Annotated in this window: 18 protein-coding genes; 3 read left to right on the top strand and 15 right to left on the bottom strand. The window is 37.8% G+C overall.

The window, feature by feature from the left end; all coding sequences use genetic code 11:
- The 6 genes from FY049_RS21215 to FY049_RS21190 all read right to left on the bottom strand — a co-directional run.
- Positions 1–480: Csu type fimbrial protein (locus FY049_RS21215; RefSeq protein ID WP_446084321.1), on the bottom strand; the 480-nt coding region annotated here is incomplete at its 3' end.
- 11 nt (positions 481–491) lie between these two features.
- On the bottom strand, positions 492–1,046 hold the full coding sequence (locus FY049_RS21210) for a spore coat protein U domain-containing protein (RefSeq protein ID WP_224963931.1): 555 nt from the start codon (positions 1,044–1,046) through the stop codon (positions 492–494).
- 60 nt (positions 1,047–1,106) lie between these two features.
- Entirely contained in the window at positions 1,107–1,643 is a 537-nt protein-coding gene (locus tag FY049_RS21205; RefSeq protein ID WP_224963932.1) for a Csu type fimbrial protein, read from the bottom strand.
- A 927-nt stretch (positions 1,644–2,570) separates the two neighbouring features.
- Entirely contained in the window at positions 2,571–2,906 is a 336-nt protein-coding gene (locus FY049_RS21200) for a hypothetical protein (protein ID WP_004724773.1), read from the bottom strand.
- A 660-nt stretch (positions 2,907–3,566) separates the two neighbouring features.
- Positions 3,567–5,402: a DUF1302 domain-containing protein gene (locus FY049_RS21195; RefSeq protein WP_224963933.1), complete on the bottom strand. Its 1,836-nt coding sequence runs from the start codon at positions 5,400–5,402 to the stop codon at positions 3,567–3,569.
- A gap of 194 nt (positions 5,403–5,596) precedes the next feature.
- Complete coding sequence (locus tag FY049_RS21190) at positions 5,597–6,187, bottom strand: RBBP9/YdeN family alpha/beta hydrolase (RefSeq protein ID WP_224963934.1); 591 nt, start codon at positions 6,185–6,187, stop codon at positions 5,597–5,599.
- A 342-nt stretch (positions 6,188–6,529) separates the two neighbouring features.
- On the opposite strand from FY049_RS21190, the gene FY049_RS21185 reads away from it, so the two are divergent.
- Together FY049_RS21185 and FY049_RS21180 are read left to right on the top strand one after the other, a co-directional pair.
- The gene (locus FY049_RS21185) at positions 6,530–7,627 is read left to right on the top strand and encodes an OmpW/AlkL family protein (protein ID WP_234623775.1); all 1,098 of its coding nucleotides are present in this window, start codon (positions 6,530–6,532) and stop codon (positions 7,625–7,627) included.
- Positions 7,628–8,026: 399 nt separating this feature from the next.
- Positions 8,027–9,058 carry an AraC family transcriptional regulator gene (locus FY049_RS21180; RefSeq protein ID WP_224965537.1) on the top strand — a complete coding sequence of 344 codons (1,032 nt, stop codon included), beginning with the start codon at positions 8,027–8,029 and terminating at the stop codon, positions 9,056–9,058.
- Between the two features lie 131 nt (positions 9,059–9,189).
- Here the strand turns inward: FY049_RS21180 and FY049_RS21175 are convergent, their stop codons facing one another.
- From FY049_RS21175 to FY049_RS21140, 8 genes are all read right to left on the bottom strand, one after another.
- On the bottom strand, positions 9,190–10,200 hold the full coding sequence (locus FY049_RS21175; RefSeq protein ID WP_056513868.1) for a YeiH family protein: 1,011 nt from the start codon (positions 10,198–10,200) through the stop codon (positions 9,190–9,192).
- Complete coding sequence (locus FY049_RS21170) at positions 10,193–10,522, bottom strand: Rieske (2Fe-2S) protein (RefSeq protein ID WP_056513865.1); 330 nt, start codon at positions 10,520–10,522, stop codon at positions 10,193–10,195. Before FY049_RS21170 ends, FY049_RS21175 begins: the two co-directional genes overlap by 8 nt.
- Positions 10,519–11,172: a DsbA family oxidoreductase gene (locus FY049_RS21165; protein WP_004724786.1), complete on the bottom strand. Its 654-nt coding sequence runs from the start codon at positions 11,170–11,172 to the stop codon at positions 10,519–10,521. The genes FY049_RS21170 and FY049_RS21165 overlap by 4 nt, the downstream gene beginning before the upstream one ends.
- Positions 11,172–12,515, bottom strand: a complete 1,344-nt coding sequence (locus tag FY049_RS21160; RefSeq protein ID WP_446084320.1) for an MFS transporter — start codon at positions 12,513–12,515, stop codon at positions 11,172–11,174. The genes FY049_RS21165 and FY049_RS21160 overlap by 1 nt, the downstream gene beginning before the upstream one ends.
- Before the next feature lie 118 nt (positions 12,516–12,633).
- A complete protein-coding gene (locus FY049_RS21155; protein WP_004724790.1) occupies positions 12,634–13,686 on the bottom strand; it encodes a 3-keto-5-aminohexanoate cleavage protein in 1,053 nt (350 codons plus the stop codon).
- A 58-nt stretch (positions 13,687–13,744) separates the two neighbouring features.
- Positions 13,745–14,593: a TauD/TfdA dioxygenase family protein gene (locus FY049_RS21150; RefSeq protein WP_446084319.1), complete on the bottom strand. Its 849-nt coding sequence runs from the start codon at positions 14,591–14,593 to the stop codon at positions 13,745–13,747.
- An 11-nt stretch (positions 14,594–14,604) separates the two neighbouring features.
- A complete protein-coding gene (locus FY049_RS21145; RefSeq protein WP_056513858.1) occupies positions 14,605–15,591 on the bottom strand; it encodes a quinone oxidoreductase family protein in 987 nt (328 codons plus the stop codon).
- Between the two features lie 221 nt (positions 15,592–15,812).
- On the bottom strand, positions 15,813–17,156 hold the full coding sequence (locus tag FY049_RS21140; RefSeq protein ID WP_446084318.1) for a putative bifunctional diguanylate cyclase/phosphodiesterase: 1,344 nt from the start codon (positions 17,154–17,156) through the stop codon (positions 15,813–15,815).
- A 985-nt stretch (positions 17,157–18,141) separates the two neighbouring features.
- Here FY049_RS21140 and FY049_RS21135 point away from each other — a divergent pair.
- Positions 18,142–20,325 (top strand): solute carrier family 23 protein, encoded by a 2,184-nt coding sequence (locus FY049_RS21135; protein WP_446084317.1) that lies wholly within the window; start codon positions 18,142–18,144, stop codon positions 20,323–20,325.
- Between the two features lie 272 nt (positions 20,326–20,597).
- Here FY049_RS21135 and FY049_RS21130 read toward each other — a convergent pair whose 3' ends face one another.
- Positions 20,598–21,566, bottom strand: a complete 969-nt coding sequence (locus FY049_RS21130) for an esterase/lipase family protein (protein ID WP_056513849.1) — start codon at positions 21,564–21,566, stop codon at positions 20,598–20,600.
- Positions 21,567–22,381: the final 815 nt, after the last annotated feature.

The following is a 22,381-nucleotide window of genomic DNA, read 5'->3' as shown; positions in this document are numbered from 1 at the left end:
AAGGCCTGCTGATCGTGGTTGATTGTTATTATTCAAGTCTGCAACAGCATAAACTGCAAAACCCAGTACGGTGTTCAAAGTAGTGGTTGGTGTCAGTGAGTAACTACTGCCACTGGCATATTCACCTTGCAAACTACTGTCCTGATAAAGCTGATAAGGTACAAACTCATTCTGCTGGGCATGTTTCATCCGCCGAAAGTTATTTGAAAAGTGATCACCACCATTCAACATAATCTTTACAGGTAGCCGTGCAGTACATTGGACATTCCAGCTTTGCGCAGTATTAATCACAGATGTTTTTAATTGCCCTTGCGCCACAACAGGATGACGACCAAAATCAAGTAACTGTTCGACATTGCTGAGTTTGCACCCATTCTCAATGGTCGCCTGCACTTTAAAACTTGCCGAAGTTACTGGATCAACAGCAAACCCACTTTGAACAATCGAAATCAGCAGAACACTTAAACCTATTTTTTTCATGATTTTGTTCTTTAAAATTCAATGGTAATTGGAATAGTGTCGGTATATTGTCCAAGCGAGACTGACCGACCATTATTAACAGTTTGACCCATAAGATTAAGCGTCTGCGGCTGACCATTGTTGGTCAAAGTGATGGATTGATTAGGCCTTAACGCTTCTCGAGCAGTTCCATATAAGATGTTGTAAGCAAGAAAATCTGTGCCATTACTGATTGCACGAAAATAATTTGCACCAAAAGGTGCTGGAACCTTGCTGTCATTTTGCCCAGCACCAAAGGTAACTTTTATTGGGGCATTGCCAGGGCATTGAATGGTCAAACCTGATGTAGAACCCTGACTTAAGCTGGTCTCTATCACCTGATTAAATGCAGCGGTGGTTTCTCCAAAGTCTAGCTGTCCAAAATTTAAGCCATTGGTTCCGTTATTCACGGTCTCATTGTTGATTTTGCAGGATGGCTCTAATTCAAGCTGCACATTTAACTTAGCAGCCAACTGCCCAGCACTGGTGAGCGATGAAACAATGCTACAAAGTAGCAATCCAACGCATTGTTTAAGTAACAGGTGCATACGTACCTCCCTAAAACAGGCTTGTTCAACAACAAACCTGTTTACTGTTACGTATACTGATTAGAAATTAACAGTCACCAATAAAGTGTCTGTATAATCACCCTGTGCTTTTGCAGTACCAGTGTTCGCAGCAATTGCACCAAAAATTGGAACTTCTTGAGCTACACCTGCCGCAGCAGTGAAAGGCTGAGCTGTATTAATCACATATGGATTGGTACGTGCTGCATCACGGTAAACATTATAGTTTACTAGGTCGGCAGCAGTTGTATGTTTAAGACTACGATCAGCGCGTTGACCACCGTCAATTGCAACAGTAAAGTCAACAGGGTTTGCACCGTCACATTCTACAGCGAGATGACCACCTGTCGCTGAAGAAGCAACTTGTCCAGTCAAAACGTTTGCCCAAGTACCAGAAGTTTTACCGAAATCTAATGTACCAAATTGGTTCATATTTCCAGTAACAGTAGAACCTTCAACAGTACAACCTGTTGAAACATTCAGCTTGACATCAACTTGACCAGTAACAGCTGCTTGTGCAGTCGCGATATAAGCCGTGCTTAATAATGCAGTTAGTGTTAGTTTTGTGAAAATATTCATATTAATTCCCATAATTTGTATTATTTGTTAACTTTTACACAAGAAGTGTGAAAGTATTTACATAATCACATGTGATGAATAAGTGTTCAATAAATCTACTAATAAGCAGCACAAAACAACTATAACCTATTGTATTTATTTAAACTTTTATTGGAATCATAGAATTAAATTATTATTATATTTAAAACATCAAAAAATACATTTCACTTGATAATTTTACAAAGTAAAAGTGAAATTAACTTAATTTTCTTTTAAATAACACCAAGCTAAATATGCCAATCTAAGGACTTAAAATTTCGCTTAGGCAATATCGTATTTTATCTTGATCAAGCTCCATAAAAACAAAATTAAACCCTATATTTCAAAATTTTACTTGATAAAATTTTATGTTATGTATATTAAACCAAACTCAATATAGCAAAGATAAACTTAAATATTTTTTATTCTTTATAAAATTAAAACTTATTTTTAAAAATGCTTTATCGGCTTATCTATATTTTAAATTTTTATCTAAAAAATTTTAGAATCGCCTTTTATATTTAATTATTACCTTCAAATTTTTTACATCTCATTTCATTCAATTGATCTAAGATATGATGATTAATTCCAAAACTCCAATTTTAAATAAACTAGTGATAACAAAGTAACCATGACCATGATTAAGCACCCCAAATTAGTCTTTTATAATCATTGCTCACAATGGCTTTGTATTGGTAGATTAATCACGATGATGAGGCTGTAAATTAGTGGCGAGGACTTTATTAAGAATATGATTTAATCAATAAAAGTTAACACTTAGTGGTTATTTTATCTACTCATCAAAAATAAAAAAATCCCATTCGTTCTGGGGTGAAGAATGGGATACGTTATGACACTTTAACATGCCGACCGAAAATCGTGAATCTCTGTATACAATTTGGATGACGACTAAATATGAAAGGTGTTTCCACTCGGTTTAAGAACATCTCGCTCTTTAACTCTTAAACAAATGCATTGGTCAAATGTAGCGATTGCATCACGAATAAATTCAGCTTCCATTTTATCTACATGCAAATGACTTTCTTTATGAACTTCTTCAAACAATGCTTTTAAATCATATTGATCATCACTTAGACATGTCATCTTAAAATTACTCAGTTCAGCGTCAATATCTAAACGTATTAATTCGATAAAATGCTGTCGTGAAGCATAGGTATTTTCACTATAAAAAAAATGAGTGCTTTCATCTATACCTTTATGAAACACCATTTCATAAATTTTCATTATTTATCTATATCCAACATTCATATTTCTATTCTTCAATATATCTGTAGGAACTCTTTAAGCTATTCAGATAATGCACATTTTTTATCACTACCCACCATGTTTTGCAAACTTTTACACTTATCTTTATTATAATTAAATACATAATTTATTAAGAATATTTATTAAAAAACAAATATTTAAATTTATATTATTTTTAAAAAACTAAATTTAAAATTGAGTACAAATCTTACAATTTAATGCATATTTCATGTAATATACCACCTAACAATAAGCTGTTTTTTAATTGCTCTAAAGGCGAACAATAAGTATAAGTTTATCTATTTAAGTTTTACTTGGAAATACATTAATATAAGCTTGCTGATTCTAAAGTCATTGAGCGTTTATTCTAAAAAATTTTCCTCCGCCAATATGTATAAATATATCGAGGTTTATACTCATAAATGATTACAGGGCCCGTGATGTTCAATATTCTTAGCAGCTCAAAGAATATTGATAAGATTAAATAAGTGAATCCTCTTAGCGACAGAAATTAACTCTTCCCCACTAAATAAATTCAATATTTTTAAGCATATATAAATTAATTTTTTAAAAGACAAGATTTATGTTGGATGCCAAACAATTCAATAAAGATGGCATCCAATTTCCAATTTCTCAATGTTAAAAATTAGCTTTCAATACCAACGAAGCAAAATCTCGGTCATCCAGTGTACTAAAATCATTCGAACCAAAAAAATTGGTATACGCAAGTTCAGCTGCATACTTTTGCTGATAATTCACTGAAATAGTGGCTGCAATACTCATTTGACCTTCTTGAAAATTTTGGCTAAATCCTGCTATATCATGGCGAAAGATTACACTTGGTGTGATGACGGTCGCAGGTAAAATATCTTGATAACTTAAAGCTCCTCGTAAACGATAGCCATATGACCATTGCGTAAAAAAACCATCCCGATTACAAAAGCGCTCATTCATACGATCAATCACATCATTTGCAAGATGTGCGGTGCCATAAGGCGTACATTTGTATTCACCTGTTTCAGGATTATAGGCACCAGATGAAAGCTCACTCCGTCCAAATGCACCGACCCGTCCAAAACGATGATTACCAATATCTGCAATATGATTCACTGCAAACTCTGCCGCCCAATTCAATGCATTTGCACCCAATATATTGTTTAACCGATCACTCGCACCCAGTGAAAATTGGGTTACAGGCGTTCTTACATAACCTTGTAAATATTGTCCAAATTCAGCCGCAACTCCAGGCGGTGTAAGGGGCGTATCTTTGTCTAAAACTTGAGCATAGACAATATCTGTTCCATTTAATTGCAAGGGCTGATTGGGTTTATGCGTTAATTCGCTAAAAACAGCAGTTGTCCCCACTTTTCCAGCTAGGCTTAATCCATACATTTTAATATTTTCTGGATAAATTGAAAAAAAACGAGCAGTATTAAAATATGCAGACCCTGGTTCAGTTACCGCTGTACCATCAAAATTAGCATTGCGACTGTGATAGTTCGCAAAATATGCGCCAAGTTCAGCATTATTCCAACGAGGTAAAGTTTGCTTTAAAGCAAAACCATATTGCCCTCTATTCTTGGCATATCGACTTTCTGCACGTGGAATATAAGTCTGTGCATCTAAAGCACTTTCAGACAACTTATCCCCTGGTGTAACGGTCAAAATAATGGGTCCACAATTTTCTGGAACAAAGTCCGAAATTGCAAAAAACGTCCCACAGCCATCCACAACAGAAGGTCTAAACTTAAACTGATAAAAACCGTTCAGTTTAAGATTTGGCGTTATTCCAGCCTCAAATGAAAACATTTCGACAGGAATTATTCGCTCTTTTGCCTCTCCTCCCGGCCGATTAATTGCACCATAATTCAAGGCACTGACTGAATTTATACCATTTTGGAAAAACTGCGATTTCCCCCAATTTAAGGTATGTTTGCCTAATTTTAGATTGGCATTTTGACCATTTTCTAAAGCAAAATTTTTCCAGATATAGGCATCCCAAAGATCAATGCCCTTAAATTTGGCTAATCTAGGCCACGCAGAATCATCAAAGGCTTTTAAATCTCCACGACCAGTTTCATAAGCATGGTCATACCAATATTTAGTGCTGATTACTGCACCCTGTTGTTGTCCTTTCAAACGAAACTCAGTCAACCCTTTTATAATTTGGGAAATGTTATCGTTTTGACTAAAGTTCACATGCCCATCGTCACCATTCACGTCAACGCTTAAACCGTCCTTTCCGATATGATTTGCATCCGGTTTATACACCAACTGATTTGAAGCATCTTGAGTACTCCAATTCGCACCTAGGCTGAGCATCGTACTGGTTTCAAATTTCCAATCCTCATTGATCTCAACACTTTTTGCAGACACTTTTGAAATACTTAAGCACAGCACTAAACAGACACCCAGCTTTTGAGTGAAAATAATCGTGCGTTTCGCGTTATTGCCACATATCACATTTTGCATCATTCGATCTCCATATCGATATGATTTAATTAGATTTAACTCCATAAATAGCCATATTGACTATTTTGAAATATGCATATTTTTTAATTTTTTAATCTGTTACCTATACTGCTAACCATTGAGCAATGCTGTCTTAAAACGGCGTGTAAATTGAACCAAGTCACTTCTAAATAAATTCCGCTATAAAGTTCTAAGAACTAAGCGATACATATCGAATCATCCACTTGGTCTAATTGTTGAATAAATTGTTCAGCTTGTGCCCAATACCCATATCCAGCAGCAGGATTAAGATGCCCCACTTCACCTAAACTCACCAATTGACTGCCCCATGTTTTTGCCATAGTCCGAACGGCCTGGTAACTGGCTAAATGATCGTTGGTACTTGCAACAACAATGCTCGGAAAAGGCAAAACCTTGTTGGGTAAAGGATCCCATCCTTGCTGTTTTAGCATTGCAGAACTTGGATAGTTTTCAGGCCATTTGGCTGATAAATCGGGTGGTGTCACCAACAAAGCCCCTTGAATATTGTGTTGATACAGAGCTGCCCAGTGAACGGTCATTAATACCCCTGCGCTATGTGCAACTAAAATCACAGCACCATCAATTTCTTCAAGTTGCGTTTGAATCGCTTTAACTCTTTTTATGCAGTTGATTTTGTCTGTTTCTAATGCAGGGACAGATCGTACCTTAACAAGCCTTTGCTCCAATAAGGTTTGCCAATGTTCAGTAACATGGTCACGTAAACCTGGGACAATTAAAACAGTTGCCTTTGTCTGTATTTTTTCCATTGATCTACCTTAAGTTTTCGCCAAATGAATGAAGATGAATTCTATAAATTGCTTATTCACAATACGGTTTAGTTGATCTTGGTGACGTACATTTGATGACAACTGCTTTTCATTTGATGACAAATGACAGCTCTAATAAAGCATTCGAGCATGGGTTTATAAAGTTATAAGATATTGATTTAATTGTTTTATTTTTAGATTAACTTATTTTTTCATTAAAAATCTCAATATTCTTGATGAAATCAGTGAGATTGCTTTAACCAATGCCAACTTTAATAATGGGGCCGTGTTTCAGAAAGGATCCGCTGAAACCATAAAAAAGTGAACTACAAGGAAATTAAAATGAATCAAATTTGTAGAATAGCTGTGCCATTGGCATGTCTATTAACAACTCATTTATGTTATGCGGATTCTACAACCTCTAAACGCTGGGCTGTCAGTGCAGGCTGGATGCATGTCATGCCTCAAGGCAAAGCCAATTCAACACATGTAACAACCAGTGTTGTAGAAGGTGGCAGCTATGGCGTTGGATCATCATTATGGGGAAGTGATATTGCCAACTACGAAACCAATGCATCTGAAATTAAGGGAATGGGTGGGCTTTTATTAAATACTTTTATCAAAAATGGTAAAGCAGACCCCAATTATAAAGTTCCAGCAAGTCTAACCACCGGAGCCAGATCGGATATCACAGGTATTTCTGATTATACCGCTCAAGGTGGAATGGAAGTCGCGGATACCGATACATTGGGTTTAACTCTAAGCTACTTTGTAAATGATCATGTATCTCTTGAATTAGTCGGTGGTATCCCACCAAAAATTGATATTGATGGCGTAGGAGAAATTAGAGCTTCGGCACTTTCCACTGCCAATACTCCCGGAAAAGGCACACCACCGACCTATTTAAATGGTTTAAAACTGCTAAAAGATACCTTAATTACCGATCTTGATGCACATGGCAAAGTTGCAGAAGTAACTGCATGGACGCCTGCAGCAACAGTCAAATATCATTTTGGCACTTCAGGACAAGATAAGTTCCGACCTTTTGTTGGCGCGGGTGTTGTATATGGTCATTTTAATAAGTTAAAGCTCAATGGCGGTGTAGAACAAGACCTTATTCAAGCAGGTTATATGATTGATAATATCCTCAATGATCGAGCGGGTGAAGCATTGCACGGTGGTCAAGGCAGTTCAACAGCGACACCAAAAGTTAAAGTTAAAACCAGTGATGCCTTTGCACCAGTACTCACAGCAGGATTTACCTTTGATTTAACCGATCGTTGGTTTACCACTGGATCTTTAAGTTATATGCCAAACTTTAATAATGTAGCAACTGTGACTGTCACAGATACATCGACAGGTACCCAATTGATCAAGTCCACGACAAAAATTGATTTAGATCCTTTGGTCACATATCTTGGGGTAGGCTATCGTTTTTAATTAAATGGATTGATCGTAGCCCTATATCTACCGACCATTTAATTTTAAAAATATTGTGTACTAAATATCTACAATCCGATATGAGTCGCAATGCCCCATCTAAAAGAATTAATGTGTAAGCAATATCCCTAAGTTGTGTCGCACATTAATACGTTTTAAAAGGCTGTTCTTTACTCAATAAAGTGCAGTCCTTTTAAAACACTCCTCTTTGTTAAACAAATTTGATACTCTATTTCAATCATCTCAATGTGTAATGAATTGAGATGCTTTTTAAAAAATTTTGATAAAATTATTGAGATTACACATACGCAAAAACTTTTTATAAATGCGTATTGGTACAGTCTTCAAACAGTGGTGTATTGACCAGGACGGTTAATGAAAAGACAAGGAGAGTGTAAATTGGTTCCTCTTGCACATACAGCGGTACTCAAGAATTATCTGGATGTAAGCCGACAATTAGACCTTAATCCATACCATTTATTATCTGATGCTGGAATTTATTCTGCTCAATTAAATGATTCAAAACAACGTATTTCCGTCGACAAAGTCATGACACTATTAGAGCAATCTGCTCAAATCAGTGGTTGTGAAGTGTTTGGTCTACATATGGCCGAACAACGTCAAATTGCTGATTTTGGTGAGCTAAGCCTATTATTAAGCTATCAACAGACGTTACGTGATGCCTTAAAAACAATTGTAAGATACCGAAATATCATCAATAACGCGCTTGAAATATATATAGAAGAAGTTGGAAAAACCGTGATTATTCGGGTAGAAGTGATTTCTGCTTCAGCAAAGTATAGTCGTCAAGCGATTGAATTGGCTTTGGGGATTACCCATCGTTTTTGTACTGCATTATTAGCTCAAAAATGGCACCCATTAAGTATTCATTTTACCCACGATTCACCAAAAGACTTAACAGTGCATCAACGTGTTTTTGGAAGTTCACTTGAATTTGGTAGCGAGTTTAATGGTATTGTCTGCTCATCATCAGAGCTTGATAAAATCAATCCTCAAGCAAATACAGCAATGGCAAACCATGCACAGCGCTATCTCGATATTGACATCTTACAAAAAGACAATGAATCATCACTTATTTTTGATATCCGTAAAAGTATCTACCTGCTTTTACCGATGGGACGTGCCACAATTGATCAAGTCGCGCAGACCCATGAAGTCAATGTCAGAACGCTGCAACGGCGTCTAGAAGCTGCACATACAAATTTTAGTGAATTAATGAATGATGTCCGCAGAAATTTGGTATTTCGCTATTTAAGAAATATCAATTATTCACTGGCTCAAGTTTCAGATATTCTTGGTTACTCTATGCCAAGCTCTTTTACACGATGGTTTATCGGTCAATTTGGTATAACACCCAATGCTTGGCGTACCCACAATAAGGCTGAGATCATTGATGAAAATACGATATAAATTCAAGTAAGGTACGACTAACTTGGTATTAACTTCAAAACAATAATAAGAAAAGCCACTTAAAACAAAAGTTTTGCGTAAATCAACTTTAACGTTGTACCTTGCAAAACTTTTGTTAAATCAAAGCTCTACTAAAATAACCAATGCATCAGGCTGAGTACCAACAATACCAGAAAAACGCTTTCTCCAATCATCAGCAGGATCGGTTTAATACCCACCGTTGCTAACTCTTTTAATTGTGTTTTCATCCCTAGCGCACTAATCGAAATAATCAGACACCAACGAGATAATTCATTCATTCCAGTTTGAACAACTGTAGGTACCCATCCAGTACTATTTATACAGGCAAGAATTAAAAATCCTACTGCAAACCAAGGCAATAATGGCGGTCTTTTGCCCGTAGAGGGTACGCCTTGCATACGGGTAATCATGGCTGCACAGATGATCACAGGTAGAAGCATGGCAACTCGCATCAATTTCACCACTGTTGCAGTATCGCCTGTTTCTGTAGACATGCTATAACCTGCCCCCACCACTTGGGCGACATCATGGATGGTTGCACCTAAAAAAATCCCTGCATGTTGTGGTGTCAATTCCAACCATCGCGCAATCATGGGATAAACAATCATTGCTAAAGTTGAAAGTGCAGATACTCCAATGACGGTGAATAAGGTTGCTTTTTCTTTTTGTGGATGACTGGGTAATGCTGCAGACAAAGCCAATGCTGCGGAAGCTCCACAGATCGCTGTCGCACCACCAGTCAGCATACCGAAAAATTTATTAAACCCGAGCACTTTTGCTGCGATGACTGAAGCAAGAATGGTAATGACGACCAATGAAATGACCAAAACAATGGGCTGCCAACCTAGCGCAGTCATTTGCTCAAGGGTAATTCGCATTCCGAGTAAGGCGATCCCAAAACGCAATACTTCTCGCGCAGTAAATTCGATACCCGCTTTACACTTTCCTTCTGTTGCAAGAAAGTTCACGCCCATCCCAAGCAACAAAGCGAATAACATCACTGGTGCACCATAATGCTCAGATAAAAAACAGGCCGCAGCGGCAACCACAGTACTGACAATAAATCCAGGCATAAGCGCACTTAGCCGTGGCTGCCAAGCCATAGAATCTAATTTACTCATCTAGCGCTACTCCACAATCCAAACCAATAAAAACATTTTCGCCAATCACTTCTACTGGGTATGATTGAACTTGTAGCTGTGTTGAATTGAGTAAATAACCATTTGCCAAGTCAAAACGTAAACCATGTGCACAACATTGAATTACCCTGCCTTCTAATTTCCCATTGAGTAATGAGGCACCCTGATGCGGGCAACTGTCATTAATCGCATAAAATTGTTCAGCAATATTAAATAAAATTAGAGATCGGTCACCGATCATCAAAAAGGATCGATTGCCTAAAGTTGGGATTTTTTCTTGAGGAACTTGAAAACGCAAGCTCATACCATTTGTCCTTGTGTTTGAAGCGTTTCCAGCATTGCTTGATAAAGTGCACTTGCAGGTTGCGCTCCTGCCATTGCAAAACTTCCATCAAAAACAAAATATGGTACCCCTTTACCCCCTGTATCTGCTGAGATAAAAGGAACGAATGGTTTTGCTAAAATACCTTCAACCACCTCATCCGCAAAACCGCAATACATGGCTATTTTCTGCAATGTTGCTAACTCGCCTATATTTTCCGAATGATGAAAATAGGCTGTGAATAGCGCATCTAAAAATCGCTCACTTTGATCTGAATGATATACTTTTGAAATATTTGCAAAAAAATGATGTGCCATAGCTGTGTTTGGCATACGACGAATGCGATCAAAATCGATATCAACATTGACCGCTTTCGCTGCTTGACGAACTTGAGTTTGACGCATTCGAACGGCTGTTGAACTGCCTAATCTCTGTAAATAAAAGGCATCAAAAGGAACACCCACCAGTGGAATATGGGGTAAAAGCTGTACACCACGCCACTGGATATTGACCACAACATCTGGATCACTTTGTTTTAATTTTTGAATCGCAGTCTGTAAATGACGTTTTCCAATCAAACACCAAGGACAGATAAAATCAAAAAAAACTTCAATATTCATTTTACGTGTCATTACTGATTACCCATATTGCATGACTGTGCTTGTACTGTTTGAGCTTGTCGTGCGGCTTGTGCATTAAATTTTTTAATATCATGGGCATAATGGCGTTTTGCATAGAAGAATACGGCAGCAGCCACAATGCTCATCAGAGGCATCAATTGAAAAGCATGGTGTAAACCAATCACGTCAGATAGCTTTCCAATCACTAAAGGCCCTAAAGCCAAACCGAGAAAATTATTTGCCAAAGTCAATGTTGCAAATGCTGTGCTATGTACAGAATGATGTGTCAGGTTGGCAACCATTGCGCTAGATGGTCCATTGGTACCCAATGCGATAAACATCCCAATACAAATCATGATTAATTGAGCATTTCCGACAGACATGGCAAAAGCGATGGATAGCAACACACAACCGATCAAACAAAATGCAATCGCTAAACTGACTTTTCGATCTGGTCGATCTCGTCCTAAACGATCACATAACATCCCACATAAAATCGTGCCAACTGCACTACTGAGTACAACCATTGCCGCGACCAGCCCCGCTTTATCTGTACCCAATCCGTAATATCGATTGAGATAACTGGGAAGCCAAACGATGACCGTGCCACCCACAAACAATTGCAAGCCACTGCCAATATAAGTGGCGATCACAGACCGACTTGAATAAATCGATCGTAAAGGACTTCTCGACTTCTCCTGTTTCTGTAGGGTCTTAATTTTGTCTTGAACGGTTCCTATCTTGTTTTCTTTAACCACAATAGGATATAAAAATGCCAGAATCAGCCCAAAGACTGCCATTCCACCAAATGCCCAACGCCAGCCAAAATGTTCAGCCATTACACCGCCTAAAGCCATGCCTAAGAATGAGCCAAACACACCACCTGCCATAAAAGCACTTGCTAAAGTTGCACGCATATCACGAGGAAAAACCGATACAACAACAGCAATCCCGACACTGCCATAGGCAGCTTCGCCAACACCCACCATAAATCGGGCAATAAACATATGTTGATAACTTTCAGCAATTGCACAGCCTAAGGTTGCCATACTCCATAACACGGCCATCAAAGTTAAGCTTTTTACTTTGCCAAAACGATCTGCCAAGATCGACAAAGGTAAGGTTAATAAACCCACCATCAAGGCCACAATTCCACTTAATAATCCAAGTTGGCTGTCTGTCAAAGCCCATTCACTTTTGATCAGTGGGAATACTGCATTTAAGACTTGCCGTGACATATAGTCAGAAATCAACAGACCAAATGTGAGTGCAAAAACCAACCATGCATATTTACGTGGTATGCCAACCGAAGTATCTACACCGTCCGCAGGACTTGAATATTGATGCGCATCCATACGTTCTCCTTGTGTTTTTATAATTTCTCATTCATTTTTTTGATGACTACGCGACTTCACAGTAACGTAATCATCTTTTTCTCACTGTTTGAATCAAAAATCCTTTTGGCTCAAATCATTATTTACGCTGTGGAACACCCTTTTGACCTGCTTTACGATTGGGCGCCATACCATTTTCCAACAAAGTTTCTTCAATCGTGTCGTATTGCACGCCAATACGATAAATTTCACGTGCTTCTTTACCTGATGCAACTTCACGACCTAATTCATGGGCAATACGCACGGTCTGTTGAATCTGCTGTACTGAAGAAAAACGCTGACCTTGATGATCAATAATGGTGTCTTCATTTCCGACGCGTGCATGTAAGCCCATCGCCATTGACATGGTGTTAAACGGCAAAACATTTTTAAGTAAAGACTCTGAAGTTAAAGTACAACCATCAGGTACGCGATGAATAAAGTTAAAGAAGTTAAAAGGATTTGGCCCATCAAAACCACCACCAATTCCAATCCAGGTTAGATTCAACGGACCTTTATACAGCCCTTTACGCACCATACGTTCCAGCGTTTCTAAACCATGCATCCCAGTTAATTGGAAATGCGGTTGAATGCCATTTTCAGTTAAACGCTTTAAATGCTCTGCAACCCAAGCTGGACCTGCGGGTACTGTCATTTCTGCATAAGCTGCCTGAATTGCTGGATGTGCCAAAGAAGTGCCTTCTAAATATTCAGGATAGAGCAACTCCATAATATTCATTTGAGTGGTATTGATCGCCACGGTTACTTGGTCTGGTTTTGGCATTAATTCGGCCAACATATGACGCGTATCATCGCTTAACCAAATTGCAGCTTCACCTTCACTTTCTGGGGCAAAAGAAATTGATCCACCCACTTGAATGATCATATCAGGCACCGCTTCACGCACACCTGCAATGAGTTCATTAAACTTAGACAGACGTTTCGAACCTTTCCCATCCAGCTCTCGAACGTGCAAATGGAGGACTGAAGCACCTGCTTCATAGCACTCTACCGCTTTTTGAATTTGTTCTTGCATGGTCACTGGGATATCTTCAGGAAAATCCTCAGGCATCCATTCAGGCCCATAAGGTGCTACCGTAATCACCACTTTGTCCATGTTTTCAGGGTGTAATGAGTCATCAAAAAATTGCATAAACATCTCCATATGTATTTTTAAAATAGGGTTTGAATAAAATCTTTAACTGCTCAGCTTAGTAAGTTTCATCGCCAATAATGCCCGCACGTTCCATTTTTCGATGACATGGTGGATAGTCCATTACGGCATAATGTTGTGTACTACGGTTGTCCCAAATTGCGATACTATTCGGCTTCCAACTCCAACGAACTTGGTACTCAGGAATATAGGCTTGGGTAATTAAATAACGCAGTAAATCGGTTGCACCGGGGTTGGCATCTTGTCCAAAACGGACGTGTTCTTTGGTATGGTAATTACTAAAATGAGTGGTAAAGGCGTTGACATAAAGAATCTTCTCACCCGTTTCAGGATGCGTACGTACCACAGGATGTTCTGCATCGGGGAACTGTTCTTTTAATGCCAAACGTTTTTCAATCGGCATCATTGCGCCAAAACTGGCTTCAATACTGTGATAGGCGCGTAAATTTGCAATTTTTGTTTTGATTTCTACGGGTAGATTTTCATAGGCCATCACCATATTGGTCCACATGGTATCTCCACCCACTGTCGGACATTCAATACAACGTAGTACACAACCCATTGGCGGAACTTTGCGCCAGCTTGCATCGCTATGCCAAGCATTTTCATAACGATCAATTGGGCTCTCTGGGCTTTTATAAATTTGTACCAGCCCAGGATGCTCTGGATGACTTCCAACAGCAGGATGGCTTTCTAGTTGTCCAAAGCGCTCAGCAAATGCTACATGTTCAGCTCGGCTTAGGTTTTGATCTCTTAAAAATAAAACCCGATGCTTTAACAAATTCTGACGAATTTCAGTAAATAGCCCATCATCGTCAATGGCATCTGCCAGATTGACCCCCAACAATTCTGCACCGATATTGCAACTTAATTGTTCAACTTGCATAAGATATCCCTTCAAATGACAAAAATTGATGATCCTGTGGTTTTACGTGCTTCTAGATCACGGTGAGCTTGAACTGCATCCTTGAGTTCATAGCGTTGATTGATTTCAATTTTGATGCGTCCATGTCGGACGTGGTCAAATAGTTCATTGGCAAGTTCTTGTTTTTCTATAGGATCAGCAATGAAATCTGCCAGTGCTGGACGAGTCATATATAGAGAGCCTTTCATTGCCAACAAGACGGGGTTAAATTCTGGAATTGCACCAGAAGCAGTCCCCACACAAACCAATAAGCCACGGCGTTTTAATGAATCAAGCGATGCCATAAACGTGTCTTTACCGACACTATCAAAGACCACATTCACACCGACTCCATCGGTTAATTCTCGTACTCGTTCTGCAACATTTTCATAGCTATAATTAATAACGTGGTCACAGCCATGTGCACGGGCAATTTGCGCTTTTTCTTCTGAAGAGGTTGTACCAATCACAGTTAAACCGAGTAACTTTGCCCATTGAGAAACAATCAAACCCACACCACCTGCGGCGGCATGTAATAAAATGGTGTCCCCTTTTTTAAAGTCATAAATACGACGCATTAAATAAGCCGAGGTTAATCCCCGCATGGTCATTGCTGCGGCTGTTTCACAAGAAATTTCTTCAGGTAGTTTGATTAATACATCAGCTGAGATTAGACGTGCAGTGCTATAAGCACCTAACGTATTTAAAAAACCGGTATAAGTGACTCGATCACCCACTTGAATGTGAGCTACACCCTCACCGACGGCTTCGACTACACCAGACGCTTCTACGCCCATCCCGTTTGGCAGTGGAATCTTATATGTGCCGTCACGAAAATAAGTGTCAGCATAATTTAATCCAACTGCCACATGACGCAGACGCACTTGCCCTGCTGCTGGTTCACCAACATCGATGTCTTCATATTGCAGAACATCTGGTGTTCCTGTTTCATAAAACCGTATTGCTTTATTCAATGCCATTTCCCTATCCATGCCGTATTTTTATCAATATTTAAAAATCATGATTAAAACTACAACACAGCAGATGCAGCTCACTTTACATAAGACGACACTGACTTAGCATTTTACGACACGCTTGTGGTTAAAATTGTAAGCTAGTTTAGTAAGGCTCTGTTTTTGAGTTATTTTAGGGATTTGAATAATTTTTATAGTTTATCTTGAGTGGATTTTTTATCTAAACTTTAATGGTTTTCCTCAGCTACTTTTTTCATAAAATCAGTTAAAGGCATAGGACATCCCCATAGGTAGCCTTGAAATTCAGTACAACCATTTTCTTGAAAGCGATTAAAGTGCTCAACGGTCTCAATCCCCTCTGCTAAAACACGCAGGTTTAAATCAAGGCCAATTTTAACAATCCCATATACCAATTTATTACACCGCTCATCTTCTAAAGCCGCTTGCACAAAACTCTGATCAATTTTGATTTGGCTAATGGGCATTTTCTGCAAATAGCTTAATGATGAATAGCCAGTACCAAAATCATCTAAAGAAAGCTGAATGCCATTTTTATGTAGAAAACCCATTTTTTCTATAACACTTTCAATATTATTTAACGCAACCCTTTCAGTTATTTCTAATATAAGTTGGGATGGAAACACTGCATTTTTCTGCACCATGGAAGTAACGATTTGCTCAAAATTCTCTTGCATGAAATGATCAGCACTTATATTGACTGAAAGTGTAAGATCTTTTGTAGATTCATTTTTACGCCAGTCTTGTAATACTTTACTTGCCTGAATCAGTATCCAATCTCCAATTTTAGGCATTAACTCCAAAGTTTCCGCTACAGGAATAAAATCTTTCGCAGGGATATAGCCAAGTGTCGGGTGACACCAACGTAACAAAATTTCAGCGCCTATAATTTTTTCAGAAGAATTTACTTGAGGTTGATAAAAGAGCTCAAACTGTTGTTTTGAAAGCGCTAAACGTAGATCCTGCACCAACTTGTTTTCAATTTGCAACTCCAATTGCATCACAAAAATTGAGATACAAATCATTAAAGTGGCAACGGATATTGCAATCCAACCACCATAAGCTCGAATGCTTTCAGCTAAAGGTATTGCTCCATCTAAAGTAAACGCACTCCCGCTAAAAAAGATAAAAGCGGCAATGGATAAGATAATTAAAATCAGTTGTAACGCATTGGGATCTCTTCGATAATTCAAATATCCCAATATAGCTCCTGCTGGAAGAAATAAATGCGCAACTCTGGGGTGATCTATTGTAGCCACATCAAATATTAAGCAAAAAACCACAGGAAAAACAAAGAGGACAATTTGTGAAACCAATATGCCCGCTGAAATTCGATGTATATAAATCAAAAATAAACTGAAGATAGACATTGCTGTAAAAAAAATATCAATACAAACAATGAACCACATCTCAGCAAAGCTAAAATATATTGTCCAAAATAGGCAAAATGCGATACAGATAACAATGTTTGCTTTAGCTGCAATCGTTATTTGTTGGTTTTTTATGGCGTTGAAATGTTTATTTTGGTTTTTTAAATAGGATAAAATGACCATAAATACCCCCATTACAAATATTTATTGATCAAGTATCCGCATTGTTTTATACACAATTTCAGAATCACATCAATAAACACTAAGCTATTAAAAATACTTATAATTTATAAATATCTGACTTGTTAATATGCTTGATTAGCTTTTAAAAAACGAATGTCGTCTTCAATTTAGTCCCTTAAATAATTATCCATCTAGTAATCCATCCATTTATATTTTTTGACATTTATAGCGCAAAAGTTTTCAAAATCAATGTTGCGAATAATATTAAAAATAGTCGTGAAGATAAAAAGTATTTTTTAATGAAATTGTATCAGCTCCTGCCTCCTACTAAACGAGTTGTACTCAACAGACCGTTTTAGTTGAAAATCCATTTCAGATACAAATGAAATATAACATGTTTTTTCACATGATATAGCACCAACAGATGAGTAGATATAGTAAATATCTCCGCAAGTATTGTGTAGTTAAAACACCGCAATACTCATTTTACCCACTCAAATAAACAACCAAATTCACGTGAAAAAACATATTTTCTAAAATATTTCATAAACCCTACAAAACCCAATATAAAAACAATAAAAGTTTTACATCTGAATAATTTTTTGGAAAAGGATCTCACGGCTCGAAAGTAAAACTTACCTATTAAAAAACAAATACATCACCATTCCTTATTGCTCAAGCCATAAGTTATACAGACTTCATCAGCACTTTTTAGCCAAAAACCTAAAAATCAAATTAAAATTAACGTATTAAAATACTTATAATTTAACCAAATTGTTCGAACAAATATTTAAGAATTTCTTTAATATTCAGAAAAATTTATCATTTGTAAAGCTGATATAGAGTTTCTTTCATAATCTGTTGTCATTTGGTCTTTATTAAAGTTTACGGACGCATTCTCATCTAACTTAGGCAAGTTTGTGTACAGCATGAAATAGGCTGTATCCAAATGCATATCAAACTTATAAATTTGCCGAGAATATTTATGCAACAGGAATTGGTTCCCAGAAGAAAGTTTTATACAAATGATTTGCTCTCAGGTTTAGTTGTTTTTTTAGTTGCTCTACCGCTCTGTTTAGGTATAGCCAGTGCCTCAGGTGCACCCTTGATTTCCGGTATTATTGCGGGTGTCATTGGTGGAATCGTTATCGGTTATTTGAGTGGTTCTCATATCAGTGTGTCAGGTCCCGCTGCTGGGCTTACCGCTATTGTTTTAACACAGCTAGATAAGCTTGAAGGCAACTACCAAGCTTTTTTATTTTGTTTAGTTTTAGCCGGCCTCATCCAATTATTTTTCGGGTTATTTCGGTTGGGGACCTATTCAAATTTTATCCCAACCAATGTGATTATGGGGCTTCTTGTTGCCATCGGATTAATCTTGATTATCAATCAACTTCCTCTGCTCTTTGGGATTAAAACCGAAATTCTTCAACAACGTTGGTCCGAAGGGACAGGCCTATTACAGCATCTTGATTATGGTGCGGCAATCATTGGTATCTCAAGTATATTCATTATTTTATTGTGGGATAAAACACCTTTAAAAAAAATGGTTGTACCCTCTGCACTTATTGCGGTCATTTTTGCGGGACTCTTAAACTATTTTTTTATCAGTACCAATTCCAGCCTCGCAGTCGGCACTGAACATCTAGTCAATCTTCCCAATATTTTTTCAGGTGTTGAATCAATTATCAGTTTCCCTGACTTCACTCAATGGAATAATCCTATAATTTATACAGGTGCCATTACGCTGGCGATCGTCGCCTCGCTTGAAACACTATTAAATCTAGAAGCTGCGGACAAAATGGATCCGCAAAAGCGTGCCTCTCCGCCAAACAAAGAGTTGGTGGCTCAAGGTATCGGAAATACCATGTCTGGTTTAATTGGAGGTATGCCGATTACCTCAGTGATTGTCCGAAGTTCAGTCAATGCAGCAAGTGGTGCAAAGACCAAATTCTCTGCAATTTTTCACGGTATTTTATTGATTATTGCGGTTTTATTTCTGACACCATTAATCAATGTTGTTCCATTATCTTCCCTTGCCGCCATTTTAATTTTAACTGGCGTAAAATTAGCCAGCCCTTCACTTTTTAAACGGATCTATGGTCAAGGATGGAAGCAATTTCTACCCTTCATTGTAACGGTTGTTGCAATTATCGCGACGGATCTACTTATCGGTATTTTGTTAGGGCTGTTGATTAGTTTTATCATTGTATTAAAAAATAATTTATTCCGTGGTGTTCGTATCATCCATGAAGCACATTTGCATGGAAATATTACCCGTATTGAACTGGCACCCAATATTAGCTTTTTAAATCGTTCCGCATTAGTTTCTGCCTTAGAGAAAATAGTCAGTGGCGATACTGTAGTGATCGATGCGTCGAATACCTATTATATTGATCCGGATGTATATCAAGTGATTAAAGATTTTAGGGATGAAACAGCTGCAGAAAATGGCATCGATGTAAAACTAATTGGCTTTAAAATACATTATCCTGAAATTAAAGAAGAAGAACTGGATATTGATGTCAGTACTCAGGAAATTCAACGACAACTTACGCCTGCACAAGTGTTTCAGCTACTCAAAGAAGGCAATCAGCGGTTCGTTAACCATGAACGGATTTATCATAATATTGCTCGTCAAATTCAAGTCACTGCACAATCTGGACAGCATCCATTTGCCGCCGTTCTAGGCTGTATGGATTCACGTGCACCAACAGAACGGATTTTTGATGTCGGTATTGGTGACTTATTTAGTTTACGGATCGCTGGAAATATAGCGGGCGAAAAAGTATTAGGCTCTCTAGAATTCGCCTGTAAGAGTAAGGGTTCCAAATTAATTTTAGTATTGGGTCATACAGATTGTGGTGCAGTGACAGCAGCTTGTCAGATGTATGAACAAAAAAAGGATATTACTCAACTCAGCGAAACCCCACATGTACAATATTTTCTTAAACCGATTATGCAGGCGGCAGAAAATGTGCATAAAGAAATGACCGATTACCAACTCACCAGTAATTTCATTCAGGCGGTGACCATCGCAAATGTACAAAATAATATTGCCTATATCTTAAGAAATAGCCCAGTACTGAAAAAGATGGTCGAAGAAGGTGAAATTGGCATTGCAGGTGGTATTTATGATGTAAAAACAGGAAAGGTGGAATTTTTATAAAGTCGATACCAGTATGATCTCGTTATGATCTGTATAAGGATATCAGCATAAAGCTGGTCTTAAAGACAAGTGTAGTGATCGACATGGATGTCATCTTCCCCGCTAGTAAGGATCTGTTATGGATCTCTATCAGCTTTCTATTCATAGATGAAAGAATCTAAATTTTTAGTAAAGATTAAACCTAAAGCCAATCATTGTGTTCTAAACAAAAGAAGCCTGAATATTCAGACTCCCTTATGATGCGCTTAGAGTCTATTTCTTATAATATTCCCTTATAAGCCTTCAAGTTTTAGTCGATTAACCTGTTGACGATAAAGTGACACAGGATCAGGTCCAAACCATGCTTTCAAGCCCAAAATCTGATTAATTTCATCTAGGTGAGTTTGATTATAGTCGTCTCGAATCACCTGTCCGAAATGTGCATTGCAACGGTTAACCAAACCATCATTGTCATTATTTTTATAAGATCTTGGTGCCATGGTGGAAATGGCAACGTCAATGACATCAAGTAGATTGGTTGCTTGAGCTTTACCTGTCCACGAGTAATGATAAACCCCATTACTGGTAATCTTCTGACCATTGCCACAATCAGATGGGATTGCTGCAGTTGGGAACCTTGCATTGAATTCTGCAGAACCCTTTTCACTTAATGATTTCAATGAGCGATCCAGACTAATCGGCAAATCAGGATTACCTTGTAGAAGTAACTCCACTGGAGCAACGATATATTGTCCTAAGACGGTAAATAAAAATTTCTCAGCAGGATTATCCAACATATCATCTCCCACTTTGGACCCTTTAAACGTTCCAGCAACAGCAGTGAGTGAAGCGACTTTCTCAGGTGCAATTGCTTCAATATAACGAATGGTCGGTCCACCATGACTATGACCAATTAGATTAACTTTTGACTTTCCTGAGAGTGCCAAAACTTCATCTACTTGTTGTAGCAACTGCTCGCCACGAACTTCGGTGGATTCTAGTGGAGAAACCTGTGTCGCATAAACCGTCGCACCATTCCGTGCCAAATCAGGAAGAACCTGATAAAAATAGTCCATCCCAAAAGCTGTCGGACCGAGTCGAGTAAAACCAAACATCCCATGGTTAAATACAACTGGATATTTGGTTTTTGCATAATCAGAAGCCACATAGTTGCTGCTAACGCTCTGTAAACCAGAAGCAAAAACTGGCATAGCCAATGTGGCCAAAGCCACAATACTAGCGGTGAGTAAAGTCTGTTTCATATATTTCCCTGCTATCTTGATTTCTTTTCTTTAGAAATCAGCATCATTCACGTTATAAATCCTCTATAACCATGCATTTTTTGTTTTTTTGCATAGTGCTCCTCATAAATAAAGCTGTCATCTAAAAGCCTTATTTACTCAATCCTATTTATCCTCCTTAGTCATAGACATATACAAAGTTCTACAGGCACATTTATTCTGGTTGATTGCATAAATGAAGTGACTGCATTTGTTTGACTAAATCACGCAGTGTCGGAATATCTTTTAGTTTTGACTGTTGCTGAATTTCTTCTTTTCGGTCTTTCTAAAAGTGTATTGAATTATTTTTCCAGTTTTGAGCTTGCTCAGTAGTTGAAAGATTTTCATGATCTATCACGTTTATTCGCTTGACTGTGTAAGTATTGTAAGTCGCTTACTTGTCTAATTAGATCGCTAACCTCTTCACCCAAAAGAAAGAGGTTTTGTAGTTGTTTTAAATTTAAAGAAGCCCATTGATAATATTTAAAATATTTCTGAATCATATTACGGGGCGTTGATGACTTTGTTGTTTTGGATATGAAAAGAACGAAAAGTAACTCATCAGTTCATTTTGCTGAAAAAAGCTGAGATACGACTTTAGAGATGCTGTGTGAAGCCAAGAAAATCGTCCCGCTGGCTAAATACCACCTAAACAGATACATGCGAATAGTCATCATTATTTATTGGTGTGGCTTTGAATAACTTAACTATGAAAAACCTTCCATTTTTCAAAAGTTACCGCAGCACTTCCATGCAACCCACTGAAATACTTTTACAAAAATGAATCCCATTACTTA

This window comes from Acinetobacter sp. 1125_18A (genome assembly GCF_052824985.1).
The sequence above is the reverse complement of the archived record's forward strand: the minus strand, read 5'-3'. Positions and strand labels throughout refer to the sequence as shown.

What these genes read in the sequence shown, in the direction of transcription:
- FY049_RS21170 (WP_056513865.1), bottom strand. Translation starts at nt 10,522, where the DNA reads ATGAGCTTGCGTTTTCAAGTTCCTCAAGAAAAAATCCCAACTTTAGGC.
- FY049_RS21130 (WP_056513849.1), bottom strand. Translation starts at nt 21,566, where the DNA reads ATGAAACAGACTTTACTCACCGCTAGTATTGTGGCTTTGGCCACATTG.
- FY049_RS21165 (WP_004724786.1), bottom strand. Translation starts at nt 11,172, where the DNA reads ATGACACGTAAAATGAATATTGAAGTTTTTTTTGATTTTATCTGTCCT.
- FY049_RS21140 (WP_446084318.1), bottom strand. Translation starts at nt 17,156, where the DNA reads ATGGTCATTTTATCCTATTTAAAAAACCAAAATAAACATTTCAACGCC.
- FY049_RS21205 (WP_224963932.1), bottom strand. Translation starts at nt 1,643, where the DNA reads ATGAATATTTTCACAAAACTAACACTAACTGCATTATTAAGCACGGCT.
- FY049_RS21175 (WP_056513868.1), bottom strand. Translation starts at nt 10,200, where the DNA reads ATGAGTAAATTAGATTCTATGGCTTGGCAGCCACGGCTAAGTGCGCTT.
- FY049_RS21145 (WP_056513858.1), bottom strand. Translation starts at nt 15,591, where the DNA reads ATGGCATTGAATAAAGCAATACGGTTTTATGAAACAGGAACACCAGAT.
- FY049_RS21190 (WP_224963934.1), bottom strand. Translation starts at nt 6,187, where the DNA reads ATGGAAAAAATACAGACAAAGGCAACTGTTTTAATTGTCCCAGGTTTA.
- FY049_RS21185 (WP_234623775.1), top strand. Translation starts at nt 6,530, where the DNA reads ATGAATCAAATTTGTAGAATAGCTGTGCCATTGGCATGTCTATTAACA.
- FY049_RS21160 (WP_446084320.1), bottom strand. Translation starts at nt 12,515, where the DNA reads ATGGATGCGCATCAATATTCAAGTCCTGCGGACGGTGTAGATACTTCG.
- FY049_RS21195 (WP_224963933.1), bottom strand. Translation starts at nt 5,402, where the DNA reads ATGATGCAAAATGTGATATGTGGCAATAACGCGAAACGCACGATTATT.
- FY049_RS21210 (WP_224963931.1), bottom strand. Translation starts at nt 1,046, where the DNA reads ATGCACCTGTTACTTAAACAATGCGTTGGATTGCTACTTTGTAGCATT.
- FY049_RS21150 (WP_446084319.1), bottom strand. Translation starts at nt 14,593, where the DNA reads ATGCAAGTTGAACAATTAAGTTGCAATATCGGTGCAGAATTGTTGGGG.
- FY049_RS21155 (WP_004724790.1), bottom strand. Translation starts at nt 13,686, where the DNA reads ATGCAATTTTTTGATGACTCATTACACCCTGAAAACATGGACAAAGTG.
- FY049_RS21200 (WP_004724773.1), bottom strand. Translation starts at nt 2,906, where the DNA reads ATGAAAATTTATGAAATGGTGTTTCATAAAGGTATAGATGAAAGCACT.
- FY049_RS21135 (WP_446084317.1), top strand. Translation starts at nt 18,142, where the DNA reads ATGCAACAGGAATTGGTTCCCAGAAGAAAGTTTTATACAAATGATTTG.